Annotated in this window: 19 protein-coding genes; 13 read left to right on the plus strand and 6 right to left on the minus strand. The window is 61.0% G+C overall.

The features are described from left to right. Positions 1-43 precede the first annotated feature (43 nt). Complete coding sequence (xdhC, locus tag HKK52_RS10675; RefSeq protein WP_169370795.1) at positions 44-889, plus strand: xanthine dehydrogenase accessory protein XdhC; 846 nt, start codon at positions 44-46, stop codon at positions 887-889. 8 nt (positions 890-897) lie between these two features. Beyond that, entirely contained in the window at positions 898-2,202 is a 1,305-nt protein-coding gene (guaD, locus tag HKK52_RS10680) for a guanine deaminase (protein ID WP_169370796.1), read from the plus strand. A 251-nt stretch (positions 2,203-2,453) separates the two neighbouring features. Here the strand turns inward: guaD and HKK52_RS10685 are convergent, their stop codons facing one another. Next, positions 2,454-3,218, minus strand: coding sequence for a GntR family transcriptional regulator (locus HKK52_RS10685; protein ID WP_123403281.1), 765 nt, complete (start codon positions 3,216-3,218; stop codon positions 2,454-2,456). A 359-nt stretch (positions 3,219-3,577) separates the two neighbouring features. Here HKK52_RS10685 and HKK52_RS10690 point away from each other — a divergent pair, with 359 nt between their 5' ends. Continuing rightward, positions 3,578-4,771, plus strand: a complete 1,194-nt coding sequence (locus HKK52_RS10690; RefSeq protein ID WP_169370797.1) for a benzoate/H(+) symporter BenE family transporter — start codon at positions 3,578-3,580, stop codon at positions 4,769-4,771. Between the two features lie 114 nt (positions 4,772-4,885). On the opposite strand, the gene HKK52_RS10695 is transcribed toward HKK52_RS10690, so the two are convergent. Then, on the minus strand, positions 4,886-5,230 hold the full coding sequence (locus tag HKK52_RS10695; protein WP_133836711.1) for a YggL family protein: 345 nt from the start codon (positions 5,228-5,230) through the stop codon (positions 4,886-4,888). Positions 5,231-5,465: 235 nt separating this feature from the next. On the opposite strand from HKK52_RS10695, the gene dacB reads away from it, so the two are divergent. Next, complete coding sequence (dacB, locus tag HKK52_RS10700; RefSeq protein ID WP_169370798.1) at positions 5,466-6,926, plus strand: D-alanyl-D-alanine carboxypeptidase/D-alanyl-D-alanine endopeptidase; 1,461 nt, start codon at positions 5,466-5,468, stop codon at positions 6,924-6,926. Positions 6,927-7,055: 129 nt separating this feature from the next. On the opposite strand, the gene HKK52_RS10705 is transcribed toward dacB, so the two are convergent. Together HKK52_RS10705 and rlmKL are read right to left on the minus strand one after the other, a co-directional pair. Next, on the minus strand, positions 7,056-9,455 hold the full coding sequence (locus HKK52_RS10705) for a sensor domain-containing diguanylate cyclase (protein WP_169370799.1): 2,400 nt from the start codon (positions 9,453-9,455) through the stop codon (positions 7,056-7,058). 142 nt (positions 9,456-9,597) lie between these two features. After that, a complete protein-coding gene (gene rlmKL, locus HKK52_RS10710) occupies positions 9,598-11,868 on the minus strand; it encodes a bifunctional 23S rRNA (guanine(2069)-N(7))-methyltransferase RlmK/23S rRNA (guanine(2445)-N(2))-methyltransferase RlmL (RefSeq protein ID WP_133836708.1) in 2,271 nt (756 codons plus the stop codon). 531 nt (positions 11,869-12,399) lie between these two features. Between rlmKL and rmf the strand changes: the two genes are divergently transcribed. Then, positions 12,400-12,615 carry a ribosome modulation factor gene (rmf, locus tag HKK52_RS10715; protein WP_003223300.1) on the plus strand — a complete coding sequence of 72 codons (216 nt, stop codon included), beginning with the start codon at positions 12,400-12,402 and terminating at the stop codon, positions 12,613-12,615. 278 nt (positions 12,616-12,893) lie between these two features. Here the strand turns inward: rmf and HKK52_RS10720 are convergent, their stop codons facing one another. Further along, positions 12,894-13,913: a quinone-dependent dihydroorotate dehydrogenase gene (locus HKK52_RS10720; RefSeq protein WP_169370800.1), complete on the minus strand. Its 1,020-nt coding sequence runs from the start codon at positions 13,911-13,913 to the stop codon at positions 12,894-12,896. Positions 13,914-14,143: 230 nt separating this feature from the next. Between HKK52_RS10720 and HKK52_RS10725 the strand changes: the two genes are divergently transcribed. The 8 genes from HKK52_RS10725 (at position 14,144) to cobA (ending at position 25,722) form a co-directional block, all read left to right on the plus strand. After that, the gene (locus tag HKK52_RS10725) at positions 14,144-15,355 is read left to right on the plus strand and encodes a CmpA/NrtA family ABC transporter substrate-binding protein (RefSeq protein ID WP_169370801.1); all 1,212 of its coding nucleotides are present in this window, start codon (positions 14,144-14,146) and stop codon (positions 15,353-15,355) included. A gap of 15 nt (positions 15,356-15,370) precedes the next feature. After that, complete coding sequence (locus HKK52_RS10730) at positions 15,371-15,946, plus strand: ANTAR domain-containing response regulator (protein WP_169370802.1); 576 nt, start codon at positions 15,371-15,373, stop codon at positions 15,944-15,946. A 338-nt stretch (positions 15,947-16,284) separates the two neighbouring features. Further along, positions 16,285-17,496 (plus strand): nitrate/nitrite transporter, encoded by a 1,212-nt coding sequence (locus tag HKK52_RS10735; RefSeq protein WP_149660575.1) that lies wholly within the window; start codon positions 16,285-16,287, stop codon positions 17,494-17,496. Positions 17,497-17,503: 7 nt separating this feature from the next. After that, the gene (locus HKK52_RS10740) at positions 17,504-19,171 is read left to right on the plus strand and encodes a bifunctional protein-serine/threonine kinase/phosphatase (protein ID WP_169370803.1); all 1,668 of its coding nucleotides are present in this window, start codon (positions 17,504-17,506) and stop codon (positions 19,169-19,171) included. Between the two features lie 291 nt (positions 19,172-19,462). Beyond that, positions 19,463-21,916 carry a nitrite reductase large subunit NirB gene (nirB, locus tag HKK52_RS10745; protein WP_169370804.1) on the plus strand — a complete coding sequence of 818 codons (2,454 nt, stop codon included), beginning with the start codon at positions 19,463-19,465 and terminating at the stop codon, positions 21,914-21,916. Beyond that, positions 21,913-22,230 (plus strand): nitrite reductase small subunit NirD, encoded by a 318-nt coding sequence (gene nirD / locus HKK52_RS10750; RefSeq protein WP_169370805.1) that lies wholly within the window; start codon positions 21,913-21,915, stop codon positions 22,228-22,230. The genes nirB and nirD overlap by 4 nt, the downstream gene beginning before the upstream one ends. Continuing rightward, the gene (locus HKK52_RS10755; RefSeq protein ID WP_169370806.1) at positions 22,230-24,947 is read left to right on the plus strand and encodes a nitrate reductase; all 2,718 of its coding nucleotides are present in this window, start codon (positions 22,230-22,232) and stop codon (positions 24,945-24,947) included. Before nirD ends, HKK52_RS10755 begins: the two co-directional genes overlap by 1 nt. 10 nt (positions 24,948-24,957) lie before the next feature. Beyond that, the gene (cobA, locus tag HKK52_RS10760) at positions 24,958-25,722 is read left to right on the plus strand and encodes a uroporphyrinogen-III C-methyltransferase (RefSeq protein WP_169370807.1); all 765 of its coding nucleotides are present in this window, start codon (positions 24,958-24,960) and stop codon (positions 25,720-25,722) included. Positions 25,723-25,806: 84 nt separating this feature from the next. On the opposite strand, the gene HKK52_RS10765 is transcribed toward cobA, so the two are convergent. Next, complete coding sequence (locus HKK52_RS10765) at positions 25,807-26,841, minus strand: OmpA family protein (RefSeq protein WP_169370808.1); 1,035 nt, start codon at positions 26,839-26,841, stop codon at positions 25,807-25,809. Positions 26,842-26,869 lie beyond the last annotated feature (28 nt).

The raw sequence follows: 26,869 nt of genomic DNA on the forward strand, positions 1-26,869 counted from the left end.
GCATTCCTTCGCTCCGCGTGGGAACGATCTTGAGAGGTGAAACATGTACAACTGGATCGACGCCCTCGCCGACCTGCAATCCCGGGGTGAACCCTGCGTGTTGGTGACCATCATCGAAGAGCTCGGCTCGACGCCGCGCAATGCCGGTTCGAAGATGGTCATCAGCGCCACCCAGACCTTTGACACCATCGGTGGCGGGCATCTGGAATACAAGGCCATGCAGATCGGCCGCGAGATGCTCGCTAGCGGCAAGCAGGACACCCATCTGGAGCGCTTCAGCCTCGGCGCCAGCCTGGGGCAGTGCTGCGGCGGCGCGACGGTGTTGCTGTTCGAACCGATGGGCCAGGTCCAGGCGCAGATCGCCGTGTTCGGCGCCGGCCATGTCGGCCGCGCCCTCGTGCCGCTGCTCGCCAGCCTGCCCTGCCGGGTGCGCTGGATCGATTCCCGGGAAGCGGAGTTCCCGGAACAGATCCCCCACGGCGTGCGTAAAATCGTCACCGAAGAACCGGTGGATGAAGTCGACGACCTGCCCGTCGGCAGCTACTGCATCGTCATGACCCACAACCACCAGCTCGACCTCGAACTCACCGCCGCGATCCTCAAGCGCAACGACTTCGCCTACTTCGGCCTGATCGGCTCGAAGACCAAACGGGTGAAGTTCGAACATCGCCTGCGTGACCGCGGTTTTGACAGCAGCGTGCTGCAACGCATGCGCTGCCCGATGGGCATCGGCGAAGTCAAAGGCAAGTTGCCTGTGGAAATCGCCATCTCCATCGCCGGCGAAATCATCGCCACCTATAACGCGAATTTCGGCCAGCAGACTGCCAGCGCCGGATCATCGATTGCCAAACTGCTGCCCGCTTCACGCCGCAGCCAAGCCTCCAACTGAGAACTGACATGCCTCTGACTCGCAAAGCCTACCGTGCCGCCATCCTGCACAGCATCGCCGACCCCGCCGAAGTCGGAATCGAAGCCTCCTATGAGTATTTCGAAGACGGTTTGCTGGTGGTCGAAAACGGCAAGATCAGCGCCATCGGTCACGCCACTGAATTGCTGGCGACCCTGCCGGCCGACATCGAGATCACCCATTACCAGGATGCGCTGATCACCCCGGGCCTGATCGATACGCACATTCACTTGCCGCAAACCGGGATGGTCGGTGCTTATGGCGAGCAACTGCTGGACTGGCTCAACACCTACACCTTCCCGTGCGAAAGCCAGTTCGCCGACAAGGCCCACGCCGATGAAGTGGCGGACATTTTCATCAAGGAACTGCTGCGCAACGGCACCACCACCGCGTTGGTCTTCGGCAGCGTGCACCCGCAATCGGTGAACTCGTTCTTCGAGGCCGCGCAGCAACTGGATCTACGGATGATCGCCGGCAAGGTGATGATGGACCGCAACGCACCGGACTACCTGACCGACACCGCCGAATCCAGCTACGTCGAAAGCAAGGCGTTGATCGAGCGCTGGCACGGCAAGGGCCGCTTGCACTACGCGGTCACCCCGCGTTTTGCCCCGACCAGCACCCCGGAACAACTGACCCTCGCCGGCCAGTTGCTCGGTGAATACCCAGACCTGTACATGCAGACCCACATCAGCGAAAACCTCAAGGAAGTCGAGTGGGTCAAGGAGCTGTTCCCGGAGCGCAAGGGCTACCTCGACGTCTACGATCACTACCAGTTGCTCGGCGAGCGCTCGGTGTTTGCCCACGGCGTGCACCTGTGCGACGACGAGTGCGCGCGGTTGGCAGAAACCGGTTCGGCGATTGCCTTCTGCCCGACCTCGAACTTCTTCCTCGGCAGCGGTTTGTTCAATCTGCCGATGGCCGAGAAGCACAAAGTGAATGTCGGCTTGGGTACTGACGTTGGCGGCGGCACCAGTTTCTCGCTGCTGCAAACCCTGAACGAAGCGTACAAAGTCATGCAGTTGCAGGGCGCGCGGCTGAGCCCGTTCAAATCGCTGTACCTGGCGACCCTCGGTGGTGCGCGGGCACTGCGCCTGGAAGACAAGATCGGGACGTTGCATGCGGGCACTGACGCGGACTTCCTGGTGCTGGATTACAACGCCACGCCGCTGCTCAGCTATCGCCTGAAGCAGGCCAATAACATTGCCGAGACGTTGTTTGTGTTGATGACGTTGGGGGATGACCGGACGGTGTTGCAGACGTATGCGGCGGGGAAACGGGTGCATCAGCGTTAAGGTATTTACCGGGCCTGATCGACTGATCGTTCCCACGCGGAGCATGGGAACGATCAGATCAGCGTTAAGGCTTCCCGGGCAAAAAAAATCCCCCGCAATCGATGGTTGCGGGGGATTTTTTGATCGTTGATCGTTCCCACGCTCCGCGTGGGAATGCAGCCCGGGACGCTCCGCGTCCCATCCAAAGCCGAACGCGGAGCGTCCGTTGAGGCATTCCCACGCGGAGCGTGGGAACGATCAGCGTCGGGCCGTCAGATTTTCGCGGAAGACCTACCCGGTTTCTTGGTCTGCAACAAATGCGAGAACACCGCGTGCAAATCATCCGACGCGCTTTCTTCGTCGAGGTTGAGTTTGCTGTCGATGTGATCCATGTGATGCATCATCAAATCCACCGCCAACTCACCGTTGCGCGCTTCAATCGCATCGATCAACTGCGTGTGTTCATCGTAGGAACAGTGCGAGCGGTTGCCGCTTTCGTACTGGGCGATGATCAACGAGGTCTGGGACACAAGGCTGCGCTGGAAGCTGATCAGCGGCGCATTCTTCGCCGCTTCGGCCAGTTTCAGGTGGAATTCGCCCGACAGACGGATACCGGCGCCGCGATCGCCACGGGAGAAGCTGTCGCGCTCGTCGTTGACCATCTGCCGCAATTCGGCAATTTGCTCGGCGGTGGCGTGCTGTACCGCGAGTTCAGTGATTGCGCGCTCGACCAAGCGACGGGCGAGGAACACCTGACGGGCCTCTTCGACGCTCGGGCTGGCGACGACCGCGCCACGGTTCGGCCGCAGCAACACCACGCCTTCATGGGCCAGGCGCGACAGCGCGCGGCGAATGATGGTGCGGCTGACCCCGAAAATTTCCCCCAGCGCTTCTTCGCTCAACTTGGTGCCGGGCGCCAGGCGCTGTTCGAGGATGGCCTCGAAGATATGCGCGTAGACAATATCGTCCTGGGTACCGCTGCGGCCGGCTTTGCCTGCTCGCGGTTGTTTCTTTAGGGGCTGCAACTGTTCGTTCATGGGCACTCGAGTCGGGAGAACTGCGGCGAATAGACCGTGACTGTAATACGGCACAGAGGGTCGCTGGCAAGTATCGCGTAAAAAACACCGCGATTGTACACAATGGATGGTGGCAACACGACTGTATGGCTGTTTGCGGCCATGGCTGTATTGCAACGATGCGTTACGTTTGAGTTTAGGCTTGAACCCGGAATCCGCCGCCTCAACACGATTCATGTGTAGGAGCGAGGCTTGCCCGCGAAGGCGTCGTGTCATTCAACATTGATATCGACTGACATGACGCCTTCGCGGCCAAGCCTCGCTCCTACAGGGATCGCGTTGCGCCGGACATCTTCACCAGAACAAGGAACACCGCGGTCATGAACGACGCAACGCACACGCAACTGCGCCCCCTCGCCGACACGTCACCCTCGGCCATCGTCGCCGGTTTCATCGCGATGATGACCGGCTACACCAGTTCCCTGGTCCTGATGTTCCAGGCCGGGCAAGCGGCGGGCCTGAGCAGCGGGCAGATTTCCTCGTGGATCTGGGCGATTTCCATCGGCATGGCGGTGTGTTCGATTGGCCTGTCCCTGCGTTACCGCACGCCGATCACCATCGCCTGGTCGACCCCCGGCGCGGCGTTGCTGATCACCAGCCTGGGCGGTGTCACCTACGGCGAAGCCATCGGCGCCTACATTACCTGTGCGGTGTTGGTGACGATTTGTGGTTTGACCGGCAGCTTTGAACGGCTGGTGAAAAAGATTCCGGCGTCACTGGCGGCGGCGCTGCTGGCGGGGATTCTGTTCAAGATCGGCAGCGAGATTTTCGTCGCCGCCCAGCATCGTACCGCGCTGGTGCTGGGGATGTTCTTCACTTACCTGGTGGTCAAGCGTCTGTCGCCGCGTTACGCGGTGCTCGCCGCGCTGTTGATCGGCACCGCGCTGTCGGGGTTCATGGGATTGTTGGATTTCAGCGGTTTCCATCTGGAACTGGCGACGCCGGTCTGGACTACGCCGCACTTTTCCCTGGCGGCGACCATCAGCATCGGCATTCCGCTGTTCGTGGTGGCGATGACCTCGCAGAACATGCCGGGTATCGCGGTGTTGCGTGCCGACGGCTACAACGTGCCAGCCTCGCCGCTGATCACCACCACCGGCATCGCCTCGCTGCTACTGGCGCCGTTTGGCTCCCACGGCATCAACCTGGCGGCGATCAGCGCGGCGATCTGCACCGGGCCGCATGCCCATGAAGATCGCAACAAGCGCTACACCGCCGCGGTCTGGTGCGGGATTTTCTACGGGATTGCCGGGGTGTTCGGCGCGACGCTGGCGGCGTTGTTTGCCGCGTTGCCTAAGGAGTTGGTGCTATCGATTGCGGCGTTGGCGCTGTTCGGCTCGATCATCAATGGCCTGAGCATTGCCATGAGCGAAGTGAAGGAGCGGGAAGCAGCGTTGATCACCTTTATGGTCACGGCGTCGGGGTTGACGCTGTTTTCCATCGGATCGGCGTTCTGGGGGATAGTCGCGGGGGTTTTGACGTTGGTGATTTTGAATTGGCGCAAGGCCCTGTAGGAGCATGGCTTGCCCGCGATGGCGATCTCAGGTGCGCCATCGCGGGCAAGCCTTGCTCCTACAAAAATCGGGCATAAAAAAACGGCGACCCATGGGTCGCCGTTTCTTATGACATCAAGCTACCGGATTGATCGGCTTTTCCGGGTACCAGACGTCCAGCAGCGGGCTGACGGTGACTTCGGTCAGTTCGCTGCGGCCTTTGAGCCAGGCTTCAACTGCAACGCGCTGCTCTTCGGACACCGAGCCACGCTTCTGCAGGCAAACCAGACCGAAGTCGTCGCCGCCAACATAGCCCAGACCGTTGGCTTCCATCGCTTCTTTCAGGAACGCGTTGAGGAAAGCATCAATGGCTTCATCAGCCAAATCTTCTTTGAAATCCAGGTTCAGTTCGAAACCCAGCTCTTGAAATTCATCGACGCACAGTTTTTTGCGCAGACGCTGGGAACGGTTAGTCGCCATTGGAACAATCCTCATAAGTAATAACGGGCGGCACTTTAGCAGTTTAAGGCGCCAATTGCCCGTTCCACGGTAGTGGCCAACCTACCGTCGGTAAAAAAATAGCGGATTAGAAGGCCGGGGCACGGCACAAGCCACGTCACCTTGGGGCATAATGCCGACACTTTCATGACCACTGAGGGATTTTATCTTCATGCCCTCGCCTTTTTTCCCCCTCGCCCGTAGGGTTTTACTTCATATGATCAAATCTTTGCGCCCACTGCTCCTTGCCAGCCTTCTCCTGCCCCTGGCCCTCCCGGTTTCTGCCGCTCCGATCAATACCGCGCTGTCGCCCAACGTTGAAAAGGCCCTCAAGGCCAGCAAGTTGCAGGACAACGCCCTGTCCCTGGTGATGCTCCCGCTCAACGGCCCCGGCACCCCGACCATTTTCAACGCCGACGTTTCGGTCAACCCGGCCTCGACCATGAAACTGGTCACCACGTACGCGGCCCTGGAAATGCTCGGCCCGAACCACCAGTGGAAAACCGAGTTCTACACCGACGGCACCCTGAACGGCGGCATCCTCAACGGCAACCTCTACCTCAAGGGTGGCGGTGATCCGAAGCTGAACATGGAAAAACTCTGGCTGCTGATGCGCGATCTGCGGGCCAACGGCGTGACCCAAATCACCGGTAACCTGGTGCTGGACCGCGGCTTCTTCATGCAACCGCAACTGCCCGAGTTCAACGACGACGGCAATGACGAGAACAAACCGTTCCTGGTCAAGCCTGACTCGCTGATGGTCAACCTCAAGGCCCTGCGTTTTGTCGCGCGCAACGACAACGGCAAGGTGCTGGTGTCGGTGGAGCCGCCGATTGCGACGATCAACATCGACAATCAGGTCAAGGCGATCAACTCCAAGCAGTGCACCGGTGGCGTGCGCTACAACCCGGTGACCCAACCCGACGGCAGCGTGACCGTGACCGTTGGCGGCCAGTTGGGCGAAGGCTGCAGCTCGCAGACTTACCTGTCACTGCTCGACCACGCGACCTACACCGCCGGCGCCGTACGGGCGATCTGGAAAGAACTGGGCGGCAGTATCCAGGGCAAGGATGTGCTGGGATCGACGCCGAAAGATGCCAAGGTGCTGGCGCGGGCCTTCTCGCCAGACCTGGCGGAAATCATTCGCGACATCAACAAATACAGCAACAACACCATGGCTCAGCAGCTGTTCCTGAGCCTGGGTCAAAAGTTTCGCAATGAGGCTGACGGCGATGATGCCAAGGCTGCCCAGCGTATCGTGCGCCAGTGGCTGGCCCAGAAAGGCATCACCGCGCCGCATCTGGTAATGGAAAATGGCTCCGGCCTGTCCCGCGCCGAACGGGTGAGCGCCCGCGAGATGGCCGGCATGCTGCAAGCCGCGTGGCGCAGTCCGTACGCTGCCGAGTTCATCAGTTCGCTGCCGATAGCCGGTACCGACGGCACCATGCGCAAACGCCTGAAGACCACCGCGATGCGCGGCGAAGCCCACATCAAGACCGGCACGTTGAATACCGTGCGGGCGATCTCCGGCTTCAGCCGCGACATCAATGGCAACACCTGGGCGGTGGTGGCAATCCTCAACGACAAGGCCCCGTTTGGTGCGTCTTCGGTGCTGGATCAGGTACTGCTGGATTTGTATCGCCAGCCTAAAGTCCCGGCGACCGCCTCAGTGTTGTAACCCCTCCACTTGATCGTTCCCACGCTTTGCGTGGGAATGCCTCATTGGACGCTCTGCGTCCGCTTTTGGATGGGACGCGGAGCGTCCCGGGCTGCAGGGAACGATCATCATCGCGGGCAAGCCTTGCTCCTACGAGTGTTGCGCTTCAACCCGATCCCTGCCCGCTTGCTTCGCCGCATACACCCCCGAATCCGCCCGCAGCAACAGCGCGTCCGCGCCCTCGCCGACCTGCCAACTGGCAATCCCGAAACTGGCGGTCACCGTACCGACGCCGTCGATCGGTGAGCTGCGCAACGCTTGCCACAACTGCAAGGCCAGGACATGGGCGTGTTCGCCGTTGATGTCCGGGCACAGCACCATGAACTCCTCGCCACCCAGGCGACAGAATACGTCGGTGCGACGCAGGCGATGACCAATGCGCTCGCACACTGCCTGCAACACCCGGTCGCCCACGGCGTGGCCATGCTGGTCGTTGATGCGTTTGAAGTGGTCGATGTCGAGCATGATCACCGACAATTCGCCGCCACCGCGTTCGACCCGGGCCATTTCCATGGTCAGGCGCTCCTGGAAATAGCGGCGGTTGTGAATGCCGGTCAAGGAGTCGGTCACCGACAGCGCGCGCAACTCCTCTTCCACGCGCTTGAGATCGGAGATGTCCGAGATGTAGCCGTGCCAGAGCACGCCGCCGCCGGGCAGTTCCTCTGGAGTCGCCTCGCCCCGTACCCAGCGCAGGCCGCCCACCGGCAGTTGCACACGATACTCCTCGCGCCAGGGGCTGATGGTGTCGGCCGAGGCGCGGATCGAGGCGCGGACCCGGGTCGAATCCTGGGGATGAATCCGGGTGAAGATCGCTTCGGCGTTGAGCAGCAACACATCCGGTTCCAGCTCATAGATGTCGCGGATGCCGTCACTCGCATAGATCACACTGAAGCGTCCGTCGAATTCCATCTTGAACTGGTAGATGCCGCCGGGCACATGGGCGCTGAGTTTCTTCAGCAGCAAGTCCCGCGCTGCCAGGGCCTCGTGAACGCGCTTGCGCTCAGTGATGTCGATGCAGATCGCCAGGTGCCCGACCCACAGACCTTGCTCATCCAGCACCGGTGTCGCCAACATATTCACCGTCAGGTGGCTGCCATCCTGGCGCACCAGAGTCCATTCCCGGGCTTCATGACCACCCTCTTCGCCACCCTCGACCAGCATCGCCTGGCAGGTCGGGATCAGCTTGCCGTAACGCGCGCTCAACTCCGCCGAGCGCGCCACCAGTTCCCGGGGCAAGTGCAGGTTTTCCAGGGTCATGTGTCCCACTACCTCGGCCGCGGTGTAACCGAGCATTTGCTCGGCGCCGGCGTTGAAGGTGCTGATGACCCCGCGCAGATCGGTAGCAATGATCGCCACCTGGGTCGCCGCATTCAGCACGCCGCGCAACTGGCCGTGAGTGCCGCGCAGTTCCTGCTCGCGGGCGCGCAGTTCCTCGGTGCGTTGCTCGACCAATTTCAGCGCCCGTTGCCGCTGGCTGACCAGCACGTAGAGCAAGGCACTGAGCAACAGACTGAGCAAGCCGCCGAGCACCACCAGGCTGCTCGCCGAAGAGTGGTTGGCCTGCACAAAGGCTTCGCTGGGCTGGATGTCCACTTGATAGTCGTGGTCGGCCAGGCGCAGCAAGCGACTCGCGGACAGCTCACTGGCCGCCGGTGGCTTCGCCGATTCGTACAGCACTTCGTGTTGATCGTTGGTGGAGAGATCGAGGATGCGCACCGTCAGATAATCGCGTCCGGCCTCCGGCAACCCGTCGGCGAGCAACTGGCGCATGCTGATCACGGCCATGACGTAACCGAACGACTTGGTCGTCGGTGCTTGCAGGCCTTCACGTCGAACCACCGGCGCTACCAGCAACACACCGCGGGCATAGGCCGGTTCGACATTCACCAGGTGCATCGGTTGCGAAACCGCCATGCCACCGCGCGCGTCCGCCCGTTCCAGGGTGGCACGGCGCAACGGCTGGGCGAGCAAGTCGTAGCCCAGCGGCGAGCCGAGTCGACTTTGCGTCTGGCTGTACAGCACCACCACGTATTCATCGCGCTCCGCCGCCAGTTGCAATTCACCGGCAGCGTTGAGTTCTCGGATGGAAAAGTCGCTCACCCCTTGGCTGCGCACTTCTTGCTCGAACGCCGGCCGCTCGTCGCCGTACACCCGTTTCGCAAACGAGTACGCCTGGGTGCGATGCAATAAAGGTTGGGTGTAACCGTCGAATTCGGCGCGGGACACCGACTCGGAATTGGCAAAGAACCGGCGCAGGCCGTCGAGGCGCTGTTCCTGATCTTCGAAACGTTCTTCGATACGGCTGTAACGCTCACTGGCCAGCAGTTGGAAGCGTTGCCGCAATTGATGGTGAAACAGATTCAGCGTGCCCCACGCCAGCAATCCCGTGAGGATCCCGCCAGCGAGCAATACCAATATCGCGACCAGCCAGGCCGAGACATCTTCGCTGATAAAACCCAGGATCTTGGGGCGCACGGCGTGCAACGACATAAACGCAACTCAAAACGCCAGGTGCCGGAAAAGCCCATTGGCCGTGCTTGAGTTATAGCTATTAGCCACTAATTTGACCAGCGCTGAAAGTATCCAAGAGCCTTTAAAAATCAAGGCTCTGTGGATCCAATCAGATCAAGTGTCAGCGGGCCGTGATTTTCCAGGCACGGTGGATCTTGCCGTTGCGGGCAAAGTCCGGATCAATGGTCTTGTCGGTGATTTCCTCGACCGCGTAACGGGTGGTGAGGTTCTCCTCCAGCACGAACTTGCGGAAGTTGTTGGAGAAGTACAACACCCCGCCCGGCGCCAGGCGTGCCATCGCCAGGTCGATCAATTGCACCTGGTCACGCTGCACGTCGAAGATACCTTCCATGCGCTTGGAGTTGGAGAAGGTCGGCGGATCGATAAAGATCAGGTCGAACTCGTCACGGCAGGCATCGAGCCAAGCCATCACATCGCCCTGCTCCAGGCGGTTCTTGTCCGAGAAACCGTTCAGCGACAGGTTGCGACGCGCCCAGTCCAGATAAGTTTTCGACAGGTCGACGCTGGTGGTGCTGCGCGCGCCGCCCTTGGCCGCGTGGACACTGGCGGTCGCGGTGTAGCTGTACAGATTGAGGAAACGCTTGCCGGCCGCCTCTTTCTGGATACGCATGCGCATTGGCCGGTGATCGAGAAACAGACCGGTGTCGAGGTAATCCGTGAGGTTCACCAGCAGCTTCACGCCGCCTTCGTTGACCTCGACGAACTTGCCCTGCGCAGCCTGGCGTTCGTACTGCTTGGTGCCGCTCTGACGTTCGCGACGTTTAACCACCACGCGGCTCTTGTCGATGTTCAACGCCTGCGGAATGGCCGCCAGGGCATCGAACATCCGGGCCGAGGCTTTTTCCGGGTCGATGGATTTCGGCGCGGCGTATTCCTGGACGTGGACCCAATCCTGGTACAGGTCGATGGCCATCGAGTATTCCGGCATGTCGGCGTCATACACGCGATAGCAGTCGATGCCTTCACGCTTGACCCACTTGCCCAGGGCCTTGAGGTTCTTTTGCAGACGGTTGGCAAACATCTGCCCGCCTTCGCTCAAGCGCGGTTGCTCGATCACCACTGGAGCCGGTTTGATCGGGTTGCCGTTCTTGTTGTACTTCTCGTACTTGCCCGGTGCGACGTCGTTGTCAGCGACTTCGACTTCAGCCTGCTCGCGCTCGACCTGACGCTGCTCCGGGGTGCGGCGCTCGCCAGTGACGAACTGATCCGGGGTGACCTTGATCAGCAGCAGCTTGCACGGCAACGCGCCGTTCCAGAACGAATACTGTTTGTGGCTGCGGATGCCCATGCGCTTGCCCAGGTCCGGGGCGCCAGTGAATACGGCGGCTTCCCAGTTCAGGCAGGCCTGGCGCAGACGTTCACCGAGGTTCTGGTAGAGATAGAGCAAGCTCGCCTCGTCGCCCAGACGTTCGCCGTACGGCGGGTTGCAGATGACCAGGCCTTTCTGGTTCTGGTCCGGACGCGGCTCAAAGGTGCCGACTTCGCCCTGATAGATCTTGATCCACTCGCTCAGGCCGGCACGTTCAACGTTATTGCGGCCCGGTTGAATCAGGCGTGGATCGGCTTCATAGCCGCGAATCCACAGCGGTGGCTTGGCCAGGCCGGCGGCGCAACGTTCGGTGGCTTCTTCGTGAAGTTTTTTCCACAAGGCCGGGACGTGGCCGAGCCAGGCAGTGAAACCCCACTGCTCACGACGCAGGTTCGGTGCCATATCGGCAGCGATCATGGCGGCTTCTACCAGGAACGTGCCGACACCGCACATCGGGTCAGCCAGCGCACCGCCTTCGGCCGCAATGCGTGGCCAGCCGGAACGGATCAGGATCGCCGCCGCGAGGTTTTCCTTCAGCGGCGCCGCGCCCTGCTGCAAGCGATAGCCGCGCTGGTGCAGGCTGTGGCCGGACAGGTCGAGGGAGAGGATCGCTTCGCCACGGTCCAGGCGCAGGTGAATGCGCAGGTCCGGGTTGAGCTTGTCGATGGACGGACGGTCGCCCTGCGGGGTGCGCAGTTTGTCGACGATGGCGTCCTTGACCTTCAAGGCGCCAAAGTGAGTGTTGTCGATGCCCGAGCCGTGACCGCTGAACTCGACGGCCAGGGTGCCGTCGTTAAGCATGTGGTCTTGCCACTCGATGTCGAGCACGCCGTGGTACAGGTCTTCGGCGTCCTTCATCGGGAACCGCTTGAGCACCAGCAGCACCCGGTTCGCCAGACGCGACCACAGGCACAGGCGATAAGCGGTTTCCATGGTAGCCATGCCGCGCACGGCCGAGGTGTGCTCACGCGCTTCTTCAAGGCCAAGCCCGACGGCTTCCTCGATGAGCAGGCCTTCAAGGCCTTTGGGGCAAGTGAGGAAGATTTCGAATTGATCGGACATTGGAATTTCAGAGCCTTTGGCTGAGTGAACCGACAACGCATTGCCGGTCCGGTTTTCAATCAGGCGCTTTTCTAAAAGAGCGCCCGCGTGGCACGAAGGTGTGCCGTCCCACCCTGACTGCTCGGGTTAAAAGAGCTTAGATGTCAGGGCAGATAAAAAAGTTGAGGCAACAAAATGTCATAAAGCGACCCTTCGTCGAATAGTACCCCAGCGCAAACGTGGGTCATTCTCACTAAAGGATTAGCCCCGTCATACAGCGCGGGGCTGATCATACCGGGGTCTGACCAATAAATACGGGACAAACATCACGTTACTTATGGCCATAGCATCTTTATGGTTACGTTCTTATGACAAAACGATCATTCCCTCGATGTGACCTATTGGTTAGAACTCAACACAGGTTGACGTCGCAACGGCGTCAACACCTTGGCTCGCGACGCCGGCAGCGAGCCGCCAACGGCAGGAATTTTCTGCCAGACCTCGATTGAGGTCGACGCGATAAATACAGTCAACAAGTGAGGGCAACACCCTATGAGAAGACTTAAGCGTGATCCGTTGGAAAGAGCATTTTTGCGCGGATATCAATATGGCGTTGGTGGCAAATCCCGTGAGCTTTGCCCATTTACTCTACCGTCGGTACGCCAAGCCTGGATTAACGGCTGGCGCGAAGGACGCGGCGACAACTGGGACGGTATGACCGGCACTGCGGGAATCCATAGACTCAACGAACTTCACGCCGTTGGCTAACAAAGGGCCTGACACTGCAACACAACAACCTGATTACGTAACACCTTAACCACGCACGTCCCATCCGGACGGCGGGCTCCGGCCCAGGGGCACCCTAGAGGTGCCCTTTTTTATGCCCAAAACAACGCGAATCCTTGTAGCAGCTGGCGAAGCCTGCGTTCGGCTGCGAAGCAGTCGTGAATTCAGACACCATGGTCTTTGAGTTACACCGCGCATGCCGGGATTACGACGGCTTCGCCGCCGAACGCAGCCTCGCAGGCTCGGCAGCTGCTACACGATCAGCGCAAGGCTGCGATGGCATCGACCGATTCACGGATCAGCGCCGGGCCTTTGTAGATGAAGCCCGAATACAGCTGCACCAGGCTCGCACCCGCAGCGATTTTCTCAGCCGCGTGCTTGCCTTCGGTGATGCCACCCACGGCGATGATCGGCAAACGGCCCGCCAATTCTGCCGCCAACACCTTCACGGTGTTGGTGCTCTTGTCGCGAACCGGCGCACCGGACAGACCGCCCGCCTCGTCACCATGTTCCAGGCCTTCAACGCCGACCCGACTCAGGGTGGTGTTGGTGGCGATCACCGCGTCCATCCCGGTGTCGATCAGCGCTTGGGCCACCTGCGCGGTTTCTTCGTCGGTCATGTCCGGGGCGATCTTGATCGCCAGCGGCACATGTTTGCCGTGGCGCAACGCCAGTTCGGCCCGGCGTTGGGCCAGGTCGGCGAGCAATTGCTTGAGCGAATCACCGAACTGCAGACTGCGCAGGCCCGGGGTGTTCGGCGAACTGACGTTGACCGTCACGTAACTGGCGTGGGCGTAAACCTTGTCCAGGCAGATCAGGTAGTCATCCACCGCCCGTTCAACCGGCGTGTCGAAGTTCTTGCCGATGTTGATGCCCAGCACGCCTTTGTACTTGGCGGCCGCGACACGAGCCAGCAGGTGATCGACGCCGAGGTTGTTGAAACCCATGCGATTGATGATCGCCTCGGCTTCCGGCAGGCGGAAAATCCGTGGTTTTGGGTTGCCTGGCTGAGGACGCGGAGTGATGGTGCCGATTTCGACGAAACCGAAACCCAACTGGGCAAAACCATCGATGGCCGCGCCATTCTTGTCCAGACCGGCCGCCAGACCCACCGGGTTCGGGAACTCCAGGCCCATGACCTTCACCGGCATTTTCGCCGGGGCCTTGCACAGCAAGCCGTTGAGGCCCAAACGCCCGCCCGCGCCGATCAGGTCCAGGGACAGATCGTGGGAGGTTTCCGGGGAAAGTTTGAACAACAGCTGACGGGCCAGGGTGTACATGGGCGGGTTTGACTCGAATGGCGGCGAAATGAGGCGGCGATTATAGCCGGGCATCGGGGTCGCAAGCGAGGCGCACACGCAAATCAACGCTCGATGGCATATGCCTTGCACCGGCAAAGGTATCAGCACTCATGCCAACGACGGGATGAGTCGACGGACAATGGCGTCGTCACCCGGTTCTGCTCACGCGGGGGCCTGGGGCGACGCTTTTTTTTGCAAGGTGTTTAGCGATGAACGAAACCACAGTCGGCCCGCTGGCCTGGGTCAACGGCAGCGATGCCCCGGAAAAGTCCGCGATCAATGTCGGCTTCATGGCCCTGAGCGACTGCGCCTCGGTGGTGGTCGCCGCCACCCAGGGCTTTGCCCAACCTTATGGCCTGACGCTCAATCTCAAGCGCCAGTCGTCCTGGGCCAACCTGCGAGACAAACTGGTCAGCGGCGAACTCGACGCCGCCCACAGTCTCTATGGCCTGATCTACGCCGTACACCTGGGCATCGGCGGTATCGCGCCCACGGACATGGCGGTGCTCATGGGCCTGAACCAGAACGGCCAGAGCATCAACCTGTCCCACGGCTTGCAAGCGCTGGGCGTGACCGGTCCTGAAGCACTGCACCGGCACGTGCACCAAACTCGCCCAAAACTGACCTTCGCCCAGACGTTCCCGACCGGCACCCATGCCATGTGGCTGTATTACTGGCTCGCAAGTCAGGGCATTCATCCGTTGCAGGATGTCGACAGCGTGGTGGTGCCACCGCCGCAAATGGTCGCGCACCTGCAAGCCGGGCGGATCGACGGTTTTTGCGTCGGCGAGCCGTGGTCCGCCAGTGCGGTAAAACAGAATCTAGGTTTTACGATGGCGACCAGCCAGACCATCTGGCCCGACCACCCGGAAAAAGTCCTCGGCTGCACCCGCGCCTTTGTCGAGCAATACCCCAACACCGCCCGGGCGCTGGTGATGGCAATCCTCGAGGCCAGCCGCTTCATTGAAGAAAGCACCGAGAATCGCCGCAGTACCGCGCAGTTGCTGAGCGCGCCCGAATATCTCGATACACCGCTGGACTGCATCGAACCGCGCCTGTTGGGGGATTACGCCGACGGTCTGGGCCATCGCTGGCAAGACCCGCATGCCCTGCGCTTGCACGGTGGCGGCGAGGTCAATCTGCCGTACCTGTCCGACGGCATGTGGTTCATGACCCAATTCCGTCGCTGGGGTTTGCTGCGCGAAGATCCGGATTACCTCGGCGTAGCCCGTCAGGTCCAGCAACTAGACTTATACCGCGAAGCCGCGACGGCAGTGGGCGTTGCGGCTTGGGGCCAAGAGATGCGCAGCAATCAGTTAATCGACGGCAAGGTCTGGGACGGCTCGGACCCGGCCGGCTACGCCCGAAGCTTCAAACTCCACGCCATGAGCGACAGCTCGCCCCTTCTCGCCAGCCGCTGACAGGAGCCTGCGAATATGTTGCGTATCCTGCTGATCAACGACACGGCCAAGAAAGTCGGACGACTGAAAGCCGCCCTGACCGAAGCCGGATTCGAGGTGATCGACGAATCCGGCCTGACCATCGACCTGCCCGCACGCGTCGAAACGGTGCGCCCGGACGTGATCCTGATCGATACCGAGTCACCGAGCCGCGACGTGATGGAACAAGTGGTACTGGTCACCCGCGATCAGCCCCGGCCCATCGTAATGTTTACCGACGAACATGACCCCGGCGTGATGCGCCAGGCGATCCAGTCCGGGGTCAGTGCCTACATTGTCGAAGGCATTCACGCACAACGCTTGCAGCCGATTCTCGACGTGGCCATGGCCCGCTTCGAAAGCGACCAGGCCCTGCGCGCCCAACTCCACGCCCGAGACCAGCAACTGGCCGAGCGCAAGCGCATCGAGCTGGCCAAAGGCTTGTTGATGAAGATGAAGGACTGCAATGAAGAAGAGGCCTACACCCTGATGCGCCGCCAGGCCATGAGCCGCCAGCAGAAATTGATTCAGGTGGCGGAGCAGATTATTGCCATGAGTGAGTTGCTCGGCTAACCGATCGTTCCCACGCTCCGCGTGGGAATGCCGCCATGGACGCTCCGCGTCCGCCTTGTGATGTGACGCGGAGCGTCACGGGATGCATTCCCACGCAGAGCGTGGGAACGATCATGCCGAATGTGGCACAAATCTGGCTAAGTAATCCCCACAGGTAACCAACGGCGGTTGCCCCACCTACGACAAAGACGTCGCTCACCTCATTCGCCCATGGCGGATCCGGTGGCGGCGTTTTTTCGTTTTGGCCCCAGAGACCGGGGCCGGTGGTGCGGCCGTGGCGGCGCCCCACCTGCAAGCTCATGACTCCTTCTCGAGACGCTTAACAGCTGAGGTGCGCGATGAATTCAAGCTTCTGGAAATCCGGCCATACCCCGACATTGTTCGCAGCCTTCCTCTATTTCGACCTGAGCTTCATGGTCTGGTACCTGCTCGGCCCCCTGGCGGTGCAGATCGCTGCCGACCTGCACCTGACCACGCAGCAACGCGGGATGGTGGTGGCCACGCCGATTCTGGCCGGCGCAGTACTGCGCTTTGTGATGGGCCTGCTGGCGGATCGCCTGTCACCGAAAACCGCCGGGATCATCGGCCAGGTCATCGTCATCTGTGCACTGTTCGGCGCCTGGAAACTCGGGATCCACAGCTACGAACAGGCATTGGTGCTGGGGCTGTTCCTCGGCATGGCCGGCGCATCCTTCGCTGTCGCCCTGCCCCTGGCCTCGCAATGGTATCCGCCGCAGCATCAAGGCAAGGCCATGGGCATTGCCGGCGCCGGTAACTCGGGCACCGTGCTCGCGGCGCTGATCGCTCCGGTGCTGGCGGCGGCGTTCGGCTGGAGCAACGTGTTCGGCTTCGCCCTGATCCCGCTGATCCTGACCTTGATCGTGTTCGCCTGGTTGGCCAAAAACGCTCCGGAACGGCCAAAAGCCAAGTCCATGGCCGACTACCTCAAAGCCTTGGGTGATCGCGACAGTTGGTGGTTCATGTTTTTCTACAGCGTGACCTTCGGCGGTTTTATCGGCCTGGCCAGCGCCCTGCCCGGCTATTTCAACGACCAATATGGCCTGAGCCCGGTCACCGCCGGTTACTACACCGCCGCCTGCGTGTTCGGCGGCAGTTTGATGCGGCCGTTGGGTGGCGCTCTGGCGGATCGTTTTGGCGGCATCCGCACCTTGCTGGGGATGTATACGGTGGCGGCGATCTGCATTGCGGCCGTCGGGTTCAACTTGCCAAGTTCCTACGCGGCATTGGCACTTTTCGTCTGCACCATGCTCGGTTTGGGGGCCGGTAACGGCGCGGTTTTCCAACTGGTGCCGCAGCGTTTTCGTCGGGAGATCGGCGTGATGACCGGGTTGATCGGCATGGCCGGCGGCATCGGCGGCTTCGCCCTCGCGGCAGGCATGGGCGCGATCAAGCAAAGCACCGGCAGCTATCAACTGGCGTTGTGGTTGTTCGCCAGTCTGGGCGTGCTGGCCTGGTTCGGTTTGTACGGTGTGAAACGTCGCTGGAGAACCACCTGGGGTTCGGCCGCCGTGACGGCGGCGCGGGTCTGAGGCAGCGATGAGCCTGCAACTGAGTTTCGCCGAGGCCAGCGCCATCGGCCCTCGCGCGGAAAATCAGGATGCCTTGCGCCTGGTCACCCCGGCTCCGGCGCTGGCGGCGAGCAAGGGTTATCTGTTCGCCATCGCCGACGGTGTCAGCCAGTGTGTCGATGGCGGTCTCGCTGCCCGTTCGACTTTGCAGGCACTGGCACTGGACTACTACGCCACCCCGGAAACCTGGCCCGTTGCCGAGGCTCTGGATCGCCTGTTGTCAGCACAGAATCGCTGGTTACAGGCCAACGGCGGTGGGCAACCGCTGCTCACCACCGTCAGTGCTTTGGTCATGCGCGGTAGGCGTTTTACCCTGGCCCATGTCGGCGATTGCCGGGTGTATCGCTGGCACGCCGATCAGTTGCAGCGGGTCAGCGAGGATCACGTCTGGGACCAGCAGGGCATGCAGCATGTGCTCAAGCGTGCACTCGGGCTGGATCAGCATTTGGTGCTGGATTTTCTCGATGGCGAACTGCGGCTGGATGAGAGTTTCGTACTGCTCAGCGATGGTGTCTGGGCAGTACTGGGCGATACCGCCATTGCGGCGATTTTGCGCGATCAACCGAATCTTGATAGCGCCGCACAGACCTTGGTCAACGCCGCGCACCTGGCCGGCAGCCAGGATAACGCCAGCGCCCTGCTGGTGCGCGTTGATGCCCTCGGTGAAACAAGCATTGGCGATGCACTGATTCATTTGCAGCAATGGCCCCTGCCGCCGGCGCTGAAACCGGGGCAATGCTTTGAAGGCTGGCAAGTCGAAAGCATCCTCGGCCAGAGCCAGCAATCGCTGCTGTATCAGGTGCGGGACGGGCAACAACAACCCTGGCTGCTGAAAACCTTGCCCGGGCATTTGCACGATGATCACCTGGCCGGGCAGGCGTTGTTGTCGGAAGAATGGTTCCTCAAACGGGTCGCCGGGCGGCATTTTCCTGAAGTCCATGCCGCCACTCAGCGTCAGCATTTGTACTACGTGATGCGGGAATATTCGGGGCAAACCCTGGCTGATTTGCAGGGTCGAACCGGGTCGCTGCCTCTGCCCCAATGGCTGGATTTGGCCGAACGTCTGTTGCGGGCGGTTGGGATGCTGCATCGACGGCAGATCCTGCATCGCGACATCAAACCGGAGAACCTGCTGCTGGGGGACGACGGCGAGTTGCGCTTGCTGGACTTCGGTCTCGCCTACTGCCCCGGCCTGTCCGAAGATCAGCCTTGCGCCCTGCCCGGCACGCCGAGTTACATCGCACCGGAAGCGTTTCACGGGGAGGCGCCGACACCACAACAGGATTTGTATGCGGTCGGCGTGACCCTGTTTTTCCTGCTGACCGGGCACTATCCCTATGGCGAAATCGAAGCGTTCCAGCGCCCGCGGTTTGGCGTGCCGGTCAGTGCCAGTCGCTATCGGCCGGACCTGCCGGAATGGATCGCGTTGAGTTTGGAGCGCGCGGTCGCGGTTGATCCGCAGCAGCGTTTTGAAACCGCAGAAGAATGGCTGTTGCTGCTGGAACAAGGTGAGCGGCGCAGTTTGAGCGTCCGGCCCAAGCCATTACTGGAGCGTGAGCCGTTGAAGGTTTGGCGAACGTTGGCGCTGGTGTCGTTGGTGGTGAATCTGCTGTTGCTGTTTGTGGCGCTCCATTAATGGGCGAGACGCTTTGATTCGGTGCAATAAATCCCACTCTTTGATTTGAGACGGTCACCAACCCATGAAATTACGGGGCCTGAACATCTTGGCACAACCACTGCATTACCTTTCCCACCATACATAAAGCCCAGCCTTCAACGACGAAGGTTGTGCTTCCCGAGAGAACGGGACCAGGACAAAGGCGTCCTCGCTAGGCAACTAGCGGGACGCCTTTTTTTGTTTGCGCAAAATTTGTCGAGCACGACCTGAAAGCCCTGATGAGGCGAGTCTGAGCTCCCGGAGAACCTGATGAAAAAACTAAAACTGGTGATGATCGGCAACGGCATGGCCGGGGTTCGTACCCTGGAAGAACTGCTCAAGCTGAGCAACGAGCTGTACGACATCACCGTCTTCGGCGCCGAACCCCACACCAACTACAACCGCATCCTGCTGTCGCCGGTGCTGGCTGGTGAACAGACCTTCGAAGAGATCGTGCTCAACGATCTCGACTGGTACCTGAGCAACAACATTAAATTGCTGCTCAACCGCAAAGTGGTGGAGATCGACCGGATCAAGCGCCGGGTGATCGCCGAGGATGGCACCGAGGCCGAGTACGATCGCCTGCTGATCGCCACCGGCTCGACCCCGTTCATCCTGCCGATCCCCGGCAACACCTTGCAGGGCGTGATCGGCTACCGCGACATCGCCGACACCCAGGCGATGATCAACACCGCGAAAACCCACAAGCACGCCGTGGTGATCGGCGGCGGCCTGCTGGGCCTGGAAGCCGCCAACGGCCTGATGCTGCGCGGCATGCACGTCACCGTGGTGCACATCGGCGAATGGTTGATGGAACGGCAACTGGACAAAACCAGCGGCCAGTTGTTGCAAACCGCCCTCGAAGCCCGCGGCCTGCACTTTCGCCTCAGCGAACAGACCCAGGCCCTGCACGATGCCGGCAATGGTCGGGTCGGCTCGGTGCAGTTCAAGAACGGCGACATCATCCCCGCCGACCTGGTGGTGATGGCCGCCGGGATCCGCCCCAACACCGAACTCGCAGAAAAATCTGGCATCCCGTGCAATCGCGGGATCCTGGTCAACGACACCCTGCAAACCTATGACCCACGCATCTACGCGATCGGTGAATGCGCCAGCCACCGTGGCATCGCCTACGGCCTGGTCGCGCCGCTGTTCGAACAGGCCAAGGTCTGCGCCAACCACCTCGCGCAACTGGGTTTTGCCACCTATAAAGGCTCGGTGACCTCGACCAAGCTGAAAGTCACCGGCATCGACCTGTTTTCCGCTGGCGACTTCATGGGCGGTGAAGGCACCGAGACCATCACCCTGTCCGACCCGATCGGCGGGGTCTACAAAAAACTGGTGATCAAGGATGACGTGCTGGTCGGTGCCTGTCTGTACGGCGATACGGCAGATGGCGGTTGGTATTTCCGGCAGATCCGTGAGAATCACGCCATCGGCGAGATCCGCGATCACCTGATGTTCGGCGAAAACGCCCTCGGCGACGTAGGACATCAGGGCCAGGACAAAGCCATGAGCATGGCCGACACCGCCGAAGTCTGCGGCTGCAACGGCGTGTGCAAAGGCACCATCGTCAAGGCAATTCAGGAGCACGGGTTGTTCAGTGTCGACGACGTGAAAAAACACACCAAGGCCGCCAGCTCCTGCGGTTCCTGCGCCGGGCTGGTGGAACAGATCCTGATCAACACCGTGGGTGGCGCGGCGGACGTCAAACCGAAAAGCGAAAAAGCCATCTGCGGCTGCAGCGACCTGAATCACGGGCAGATTCGCCAGGCCATCCGCGAACAGCACCTGCTGACCATCGCCACCACCATGAGCTACCTGAACTGGCGCACGCCCAACGGCTGCGCCACCTGCCGGCCGGCGCTCAATTACTACCTGATTTCCACTTGGCCCGGCGAAGCCAAAGACGATCCGCAATCGCGCCTGATTAACGAGCGCGCCCACGCCAACATTCAGAAAGACGGCACGTACTCGGTGGTCCCGCGGATGTGGGGCGGTGTGACCAATCCGTCGGAGTTGCGGCGGATTGCCGACGTCGCCGACAAGTACAACGTGCCGATGGTCAAGGTCACCGGTGGCCAGCGCATCGACTTGCTGGGGATCAAGAAGCAGGACCTGCCAGGGGTCTGGAAAGACCTGGACATGCCGTCCGGCCACGCCTACGGCAAATCCATCCGCACCGTGAAGACCTGCGTCGGCAGCGAGTTCTGCCGCTTCGGCACGCAAAATTCGACGCAACTGGGCATCGAACTGGAGCACGACCTGTTCAACATGTGGTCGCCGCACAAAGTGAAACTGGCGGTCTCCGGATGCCCACGCAACTGTTCGGAAGCGGGGATCAAGGACGTCGGCATTATCGGCGTGGACTCGGGTTGGGAGATGTACATCGGCGGCAACGGCGGGATTAAAACGGAAGTCGCCGAATTCTTCGTCAAGCTGAAAACCGCCGAAGAAGTGCGCGAATACAACGGCGCTTTCCTACAGCTGTATCGGGAAGAAGCCTTCTACCTCGAGCGCACCGTGCACTACCTGCAACGGGTCGGCATGGAACACATCAAGAAAGCCGTGCTGGAAGACCCTGAGCGCCGCAAAGCACTCAACGATCGCCTGCAATTCTCCCTGTCGTTCGAACAGGACCCGTGGAAAGAACGCCTGGAACAGCCGCTGCTGAAAAAGGAATTCGATGTCATTCCCGTGAAAAACCTGGAGGTGCTGGCATGAACTGGTTGGATATCTGCGCACTGGAAGAGATCAACGCCCTCGGCTCGCGAATCATCGCCGGCCCGAAAGGCGACATCGCGATTTTTCGTACCAGCGACGATGAAGTTTTCGCACTCGATGACCGCTGCCCGCATAAGGGTGGGCCGCTGTCCCAAGGCTTGATCTATGGCAAACGCGTCGCCTGCCCGCTGCACAACTGGCAGATCGACCTGCAATCCGGCGAAGCCCAGGCGCCGGACATTGGCTGTGCCCATCACCATCCGGCGCGGGTGGAAAACGGCCGAGTGCTGCTGTCCCTGCGGGATGCAGGCTGATGGACCGCCAAATCACCGCCTCGACCTGCTGTTACTGCGGGGTCGGCTGCGGTGTGCTGATCGAGCATGACGGCGAACGCATCCTTGGCGTCAGCGGCGATCCGGCGCACCCGGCCAACTTCGGCAAGTTATGCAGCAAAGGCTCGACCCTGCATTTGACCGGCGACCTCGCCGCCCGTGCGCTGTACCCGGAACTGCGCCTGGGCAAAGGCCTGGCCCGTGGTCGCACCGATTGGGACACCGCCCTCGATCACGCCGCCAATGTGTTTGCCGAAACGATCGCCGAACACGGCCCGGACAGCGTGGCGTTCTACATCTCCGGGCAGTTACTGACCGAGGACTACTACGTCTTCAACAAACTGGCGCGGGCGCTGGTCGGCACCAACAACATCGACAGTAATTCACGGCTGTGCATGTCTTCGGCCGTGGTCGGCTACAAACGCAGCCTCGGCGCCGATGCACCGCCGTGCAGCTACGAAGACCTGGAGTTGAGCGACTGCGTGATGATCGTCGGCAGTAACATGGCCTACGCCCACCCAGTCCTGTTCCGACGCCTGGAAGAGGCCAAATCCCGCCGTCCACAGATGAAAGTCATCGTCATCGACCCACGTCGTACCGACACCTGCGATTTGGCTGACCTGCACCTGGCGATTCTACCGGGTACCGATGTCGCGTTGTTCCATGGGATTTTGCACTTGCTGTTGTGGGAAGACTGGGTCGATCGCGACTTCATCAACGCCCACACCGAAGGCCTGGCGGAGCTGAAAAACCTGGTACGTGATTACACCCCGCAAATGGTTTCGCAGCTGTGCGGAATTGGCATCGAGCAGCTGCAGCAATGTGCCGAATGGGTCGGCACTTCACCGAGTTTTCTGTCGCTGTGGTGCATGGGGCTGAACCAGTCCACCGCCGGCAGCGCGAAGAACAGCGCACTGATCAATCTGCATTTGGCCACCGGGCAAATCGGCCGTCCCGGTGCAGGACCTTTCTCCCTGACCGGTCAGCCGAATGCCATGGGCGGGCGGGAAACCGGCAGCTTGTCGAACCTGCTGCCCGGCCATCGCGAAGCCGCCAATGCCGAACATCGTGCCGAAGTGGCGGCGTACTGGGGGGTTGAACAACTGCCCGAAACCACCGGGCTTACGGCTATCGAACTGTTCGAACAGGTGCGCAGCGGCCAGATCAAGGCGCTGTGGATCGCCTGCACCAACCCGGCGCAATCCTTGCCGGATCAGACTGCCGTGCGCGCCGCGCTGGAGGCCTGTCCGTTCGTGGTCTTGCAGGAAGCCTTCCGTACCACCGAAACCGCGGCGTTCGCTGATCTGCTGCTGCCTGCCGCGAGCTGGGGGGAGAAGGACGGCACGGTGACCAACTCCGAACGGCGAATTTCCCACGTTCGCCAGGCCATTCGCGCACCCGGTGAAGCGCGGTCGGATTGGGCGATTACGCTGGATTTCGCACAACGCCTGGAGAAACGCCTGCGCCCTGCGCATCCCGGCCTTTTTGCCTTTGATACGGCAGCCAAGGTTTTCGACGAATACAAGCAACTGACCCAGGGCCGGGACCTGGACCTTTCCGGCATCAGCCACGCCCTGCTGGATCGGCTCGGCCCGCAGCAATGGCCCTTCCCCACCGGTGCCAGCGAAGGCACGGCGCGGCTGTACCTGGATGGGGTGTTCCCGACCGCCAGCGGGCGTGCGCAGTTTGTCGCCGACCCGTACCGCGCCGCCAAGGAACAGCGCGATGCCCGTTTCCCGCTGACCTTGATCACCGGTCGCCTGCGTGATCAATGGCACGGCATGAGCCGCACCGGCACCGCCGCGCAATTGTTCGGCCATGTCAGTGAAGCCGTATTGAGCCTGCACCCGGATGAACTGCGCCGGCATCGGTTGCAACCCGGCGATCTGGTCAGCCTGAAAAGCCGTCGCGGCGCGGTGATTGTGGCCGTCGGCAGCGACGATAGCGTGCGTCCGGGTCAGGCCTTTCTGCCCATGCACTGGGGTGATCGTTTTCTCAAGGGTGGCGTCAATGCCATCACCCAACCGGCATTCGACCCGTTGTCGAAACAGCCGGAGCTGAAACACAGCGGCGTACGCCTGGAATCGGTGCACCTGCCCTGGCACCTTTTCGCCTTGATCGAGGGCGATGTTCAACAACATTTCGAGACGCTACGCCCCCTTTGCGAAGCGTTTTCCTACGTCAGCCTCAGCCTGGCAGGCCGTGAACGCCCGGCGCTGCTGATACGCGCTGCCAGCGCCACGCCGCCCGACGCGCAATTGCTACGTGATATCGATCAATGCCTGGGGCTTAACGATGGGCCTGTTCTGGCCTACGACGACCCGCGACGCTCTATCGGCAAACGGGTACGCATCGAGAACGGCCGGATCACCGCGATTCGCCTGGCGGGCGAAACCCTTGCCCAGCATTGGCTGCAAAGCCTGTGGCTCGAAGGTCGGGCCGATGAACAACTGCGGCGCTGGCTGCTGGCGCCCTTGAGTGCGCCACCGGGCAACGTCGACGCGCCGGCCAACGGCAACAAAACCCTGTGCAACTGCAAAAACGTCAGCCAAAGCGCAGTCTGCGCCGGCATCAGCCGTGGCCTGGACTTGCAGGGCCTGAAACAAGAACTGGGCTGTGGCACGCAATGTGGCTCCTGCGTCCCGGAAATCAAGCGTTTGCTGGCCGCCACCGCGCAGCCGGTCGCCGTTATCTCGTGAGGAAAATTCGATGAGCGCAAAAGTCTGGCTGGTGGGTGCGGGTCCCGGCGACCCTGAATTACTGACGCTCAAAGCGGTTCGAGCCTTGAGGGAAGCGGATGTGGTGCTGATCGATGACCTGGTCAACGAAGCGGTACTGGAGCATTGCCCACGTGCGCGGATCATTGCCGTTGGCAAGCGCGGCGGCTGTCGTTCGACGCCTCAGGCCTTCATCCATCGGTTGATGCTGCGCTATGCCCGCCACGGCAAGTGTGTGGTGCGACTCAAGGGCGGCGATCCGTGCATTTTTGGTCGTGGCGGCGAAGAAGCGCAGTGGCTGCGCGAGCGCGGGGTTGAGGTCGAACTGGTCAATGGCATCACCGCCGGGCTGGCTGGGGCGACGCAATGCGATATTCCCTTGACCCTGCGTGGCGTGGCACGCGGCGTGACGCTGGTCACCGCCCATACGCAGGACGATAGCAGCCTGAACTGGCAAGCCCTGGCCCAGGGTGGCACGACGTTGGTGGTTTACATGGGCGTGGCGAAGCTGAGTGAGATCCGCGAGCAACTGCTGGCCGGGGGCATGGCGGCGGATACGCCGGTGGCGATGATCGAAAACGCCTCACTGCCGCAGCAGCGTGAATGTCGGAGTGTGCTGGCAGCCATGGAGGAAGATGCCTGCAGCTTTGAGCTCAAGAGCCCAGCGATTCTGGTGATCGGTGCGGTGGCGGCCAGTGCCGCGTCCACCCTGTCGGAGCGTGCCTTGCCCGCGATGACGGCCGATCAAACAGCCTGAATCTCTCTGACACAACTCCGCTTCATCAAATCGCAGACAAAGAAAAGCCCGGCCTAAGCCGGGCTTTTCAGAGCTGCGAGCTAATTACTTAGCTTGAGCTTCAACCTGCGCTTCTACGCGACGGTTTACAGCGCGACCAGCTTCAGTTTTGTTGTCAGCAACTGGGCGGGATTCGCCGTAGCCAACAGACTGAACGCGAGTCGATTCAACACCGTACTGGTTGGTCAGAACTTGCTTAACGGCGTTTGCACGACGCTCGGACAGTTTCTGGTTGTAAGCGTCAGGACCGACGGAGTCAGTGTGACCTTCAACAGTAGTGGTGGTGGATGGGTACTGTTTCATGAAATCAGCGAGGTTTTTGATGTCGCCGTAGCTGTTAGGCTTGACTACCGACTTGTCGAAGTCGAATTTCACGTCCAGCTCAACACGAACAACTTCAGCAACTGCTGGGCAGCCATCAGCGTCAACAGTTACGTTGGCTGGGGTGTCCGGGCACTTGTCAACGTTGTCGCAAACGCCATCGTTGTCGCTGTCGGAGCAGACTTCAGCTGGTGCTGGAACTGGAGCAGCAGCAGGCTTGGAGCCGCCACCGAAGTTCACACCGATACCGACGCTTGGAGCCCACTCGGTGTCGCCCTGGTCGATGTTGTACTGAGCTTCAACGCCAGCACGGGCGTAGAAGTTCTCGGTGAAGTACAGCTTGGCACCGCCGCCAACGTTGGCGAAGGTGGAACGGTTACGACCGTTGCTGCCATTCTGGTCGATGCTCTGGTCCGAGAAACCGGCAGAGACGTAAGGACGCAGCATGTCACCTGGGTTGTTGAAGTGGTACAGAGCGTCCAGAGCGGTGTTGGCGCCCTTGATGTTCTTGCCGTCGTCGGAACGAACGTTGTGCACTTCGTCGTAGCCCAGACGCAGTTCAACGTCGTCGGTCAGGAAGTAACCAACCGAACCACCGAAGAGGTTGCCGTTGTTCTTGAAGTTACGAGCGCTGTCGAATTGTTCTTTCTTAGCGAAGCCTTCGATTTCAACTGCGCCTTGGCCTTGTGCCAGAGCGCCGAACGAAGTGGCAGCAATAAGAGAACCAATGGCAAAGCCCAAGGTGTTTTTCAGTTTCATCCGTTAAATCCCCATCTGGTGATTGTGA

The sequence above is a fragment of the Pseudomonas sp. ADAK2 genome, from assembly GCF_012935755.1.
Classification (GTDB): Bacteria; Pseudomonadota; Gammaproteobacteria; order Pseudomonadales; family Pseudomonadaceae; genus Aquipseudomonas.

Coding starts and splice junctions, on each gene's coding strand:
- nirB (WP_169370804.1), top strand. CDS start 19,463: ATGAAAAAACTAAAACTGGTGATGATCGGCAACGGCATGGCCGGGGTT.
- nirD (WP_169370805.1), top strand. CDS start 21,913: ATGAACTGGTTGGATATCTGCGCACTGGAAGAGATCAACGCCCTCGGC.
- cobA (WP_169370807.1), top strand. CDS start 24,958: ATGAGCGCAAAAGTCTGGCTGGTGGGTGCGGGTCCCGGCGACCCTGAA.
- rmf (WP_003223300.1), top strand. CDS start 12,400: ATGAGAAGACTTAAGCGTGATCCGTTGGAAAGAGCATTTTTGCGCGGA.
- HKK52_RS10740 (WP_169370803.1), top strand. CDS start 17,504: ATGAGCCTGCAACTGAGTTTCGCCGAGGCCAGCGCCATCGGCCCTCGC.
- HKK52_RS10720 (WP_169370800.1), bottom strand. CDS start 13,913: ATGTACACCCTGGCCCGTCAGCTGTTGTTCAAACTTTCCCCGGAAACC.
- HKK52_RS10730 (WP_169370802.1), top strand. CDS start 15,371: ATGTTGCGTATCCTGCTGATCAACGACACGGCCAAGAAAGTCGGACGA.
- HKK52_RS10725 (WP_169370801.1), top strand. CDS start 14,144: ATGAACGAAACCACAGTCGGCCCGCTGGCCTGGGTCAACGGCAGCGAT.
- HKK52_RS10690 (WP_169370797.1), top strand. CDS start 3,578: ATGAACGACGCAACGCACACGCAACTGCGCCCCCTCGCCGACACGTCA.
- dacB (WP_169370798.1), top strand. CDS start 5,466: ATGATCAAATCTTTGCGCCCACTGCTCCTTGCCAGCCTTCTCCTGCCC.
- HKK52_RS10735 (WP_149660575.1), top strand. CDS start 16,285: ATGAATTCAAGCTTCTGGAAATCCGGCCATACCCCGACATTGTTCGCA.
- HKK52_RS10695 (WP_133836711.1), bottom strand. CDS start 5,230: ATGGCGACTAACCGTTCCCAGCGTCTGCGCAAAAAACTGTGCGTCGAT.
- xdhC (WP_169370795.1), top strand. CDS start 44: ATGTACAACTGGATCGACGCCCTCGCCGACCTGCAATCCCGGGGTGAA.
- HKK52_RS10755 (WP_169370806.1), top strand. CDS start 22,230: ATGGACCGCCAAATCACCGCCTCGACCTGCTGTTACTGCGGGGTCGGC.
- guaD (WP_169370796.1), top strand. CDS start 898: ATGCCTCTGACTCGCAAAGCCTACCGTGCCGCCATCCTGCACAGCATC.
- HKK52_RS10765 (WP_169370808.1), bottom strand. CDS start 26,841: ATGAAACTGAAAAACACCTTGGGCTTTGCCATTGGTTCTCTTATTGCT.
- HKK52_RS10685 (WP_123403281.1), bottom strand. CDS start 3,218: ATGAACGAACAGTTGCAGCCCCTAAAGAAACAACCGCGAGCAGGCAAA.
- HKK52_RS10705 (WP_169370799.1), bottom strand. CDS start 9,455: ATGTCGTTGCACGCCGTGCGCCCCAAGATCCTGGGTTTTATCAGCGAA.
- rlmKL (WP_133836708.1), bottom strand. CDS start 11,868: ATGTCCGATCAATTCGAAATCTTCCTCACTTGCCCCAAAGGCCTTGAA.